This is a genomic window from Aeromicrobium sp. PFPM2_SD2, assembly GCF_057364525.1.
In genome coordinates this window covers 1-1,992 of the sequence record NZ_JBNFNZ010000443.1, presented here as the reverse complement: position 1 = coordinate 1,992, position 1,992 = coordinate 1, and the positions used below count along the sequence as shown (strand labels likewise).

Annotated in this window: 3 protein-coding genes and 1 pseudogene; all 4 read left to right on the top strand. The window is 73.8% G+C overall.

What is annotated here, in order from left to right; all coding sequences use genetic code 11:
- A partial coding sequence (locus AC2W7G_RS14845) for a thiamine pyrophosphate-dependent enzyme (RefSeq protein ID WP_485869118.1) occupies positions 1-410 on the top strand: 410 nt, incomplete at its 5' end.
- Positions 410-1,378 carry an alpha-ketoacid dehydrogenase subunit beta gene (locus AC2W7G_RS14840; protein WP_485869117.1) on the top strand — a complete coding sequence of 323 codons (969 nt, stop codon included), beginning with the start codon at positions 410-412 and terminating at the stop codon, positions 1,376-1,378. The genes AC2W7G_RS14845 and AC2W7G_RS14840, both read left to right, overlap by 1 nt.
- 10 nt (positions 1,379-1,388) lie before the next feature.
- Positions 1,389-1,550 (top strand): annotated as a pseudogene (locus tag AC2W7G_RS14835) (biotin/lipoyl-containing protein); the annotation flags it as partial.
- A gap of 205 nt (positions 1,551-1,755) precedes the next feature.
- A partial coding sequence (locus AC2W7G_RS14830) for an E3 binding domain-containing protein (protein ID WP_485869116.1) occupies positions 1,756-1,992 on the top strand: 237 nt, incomplete at its 3' end.

The following is a 1,992-nucleotide window of genomic DNA, read 5'->3' as shown; positions in this document are numbered from 1 at the left end:
AACGCTCCTGGCCGTGCAGGCCGTCGTCGGCGCCGCGCTCGACCGGGCCCGCAAACGGCGAGGGCCCGACCCTCGTCGAGGCGGTGACCTACCGGGTCGGGCCCCACACGACGTCCGACGACCCGACGCGCTACCGCGACCCGCAGGAGGTCGAGCACTGGAAGGAGCGCGACCCGCTGCTGCGCCTGCGCCGCCACCTGGAGGCCCAGGGCGTCGACCTGTCGTTCTTCGCCGACCTCGACGCCGAGGCCGAGGCGCTGGGCCGGCACCTGCGCGAGGCGTGCAAGGCGCTGCCGGAGCCGGACCTGGCCGACATGTTCGACCGCGTCCACGCCGAGGGCACGCCGGAGCTGGCCGAGCAGAAGGCGTCCTACGTCGCCTACCGCTCGTCGTTCGAGGGGGGTCTGTGATGACGACCATGAGCATCGCCAAGGCGATCAACGCCGGCCTGCGGGCCGCGATGGAGACCGACCGGCACGTGCTGGTCATGGGCGAGGACGTCGGCCGTCTCGGTGGCGTCTTCCGCGTCACCGACGGGCTGCAGAAGGACTTCGGCGACGGCCGGGTCATCGACACCCCGCTGGGCGAGTCCGGCATCGTCGGCGCCGCGGTCGGCCTGGCCATGCGCGGCTTCCGCCCGGTCGTCGAGATCCAGTTCGACGGCTTCGTCTACCCGGCCTACGACCAGATCGTCAGCCAGGTCGCGAAGCTGCACGCCCGCAGCAGCGGCACCGTGCCGATGCCGATGGTCGTCCGCATCCCGTTCGGCGGCGGCATCGGTGCGGTCGAGCACCACTCCGAGAGCCCCGAGGGCCAGTTCGTCCTCACCGCCGGGCTCAAGGTCGTCTCGCCGTCCACGCCGCACGACGCGTACTGGATGATCCAGCAGGCGATCGCCAGCGACGACCCGGTCGTGTTCATGGAGCCCAAGCGGCGCTACTGGCAGACCGGCGAGGTCGGCGACGAGGACACCCCGCTGCACGCCTCGCGCGTCGTGCGCCCGGGCACGGACGCCACCCTGCTCGCGTACGGCCCGATGGTGCGCACCTGCCTGGACGCCGCCGAGGCGGCCGAGGCCGAGGGGCGTCAGCTGGAGGTCATCGACCTGCGCACCCTCTCGCCGCTGGACCTGGAGCCGGTCCACGCGTCGGTGCGTCGCACCGGCCGCGCGGTCGTCGTCCACGAGGCCGCCCGCACGCTCGGCCTCGGCGCCGAGATCGCCGCCCGGGTGCAGGAGGAGTGCTTCTACTCCCTCGAGGCGCCCGTGCTGCGCGTGACCGGCTACGACCTGCCCTACCCACCCAGCCGGGTCGAGGACGAGTACCTGCCGGACCTCGACCGCGTCCTGGACGCCGTCGACCGCTCGATGGCGTTCTGAGGAGACCTGCATGGACGTGTTCAACCTGCCCGACGTGGGCGAGGGCCTGACCGAGGCCGAGATCGTCACCTGGCACGTGCAGCCCGGCGACGTCGTGGAGGTCAACCAGCCGCTCGTCGACATCGAGACGGCCAAGTCGGTCGTCGAGCTGCCCAGCCCGTTCGCCGGCCCGGTCGGCGCGCTGCTCGTGCCGGAGGGCGAGACGGTGCCGGTCGGCACCCCGATCGTCCGCTTCGGCGAGGACGTCGCTCCGGTCCCGGCCGCCGAGCCCGAGGCGGCTCCACCCCGGCCGCTGAGCTGGTCGAGGAGGAGCCCGCCGACGAGACGCCCCGCGGCGCAGCCGGCCGCCGGAGCCCGCCGCACCGAAGCGCGAGCCCGTGCTCGTCGGCTACGGCCCGAAGGTGCCCGGCGCGAACGTCCGGCGCCCGCGCCACGTCGCCTCGGTCGACACCGAGAAGGTGGCGCAGAAGCCCGCACCGGAGGTGCTGGCCAAGCCGCCCGTGCGCAAGCTCGCCCGCGACCTCGACGTCGACCTGGCCTCGGTGCCGCACGACGGCGAGGTGGTCACGCGCGAGGACGTGGAGGCGTTCGCGCGTCCGCAGGCCCCGGCCACC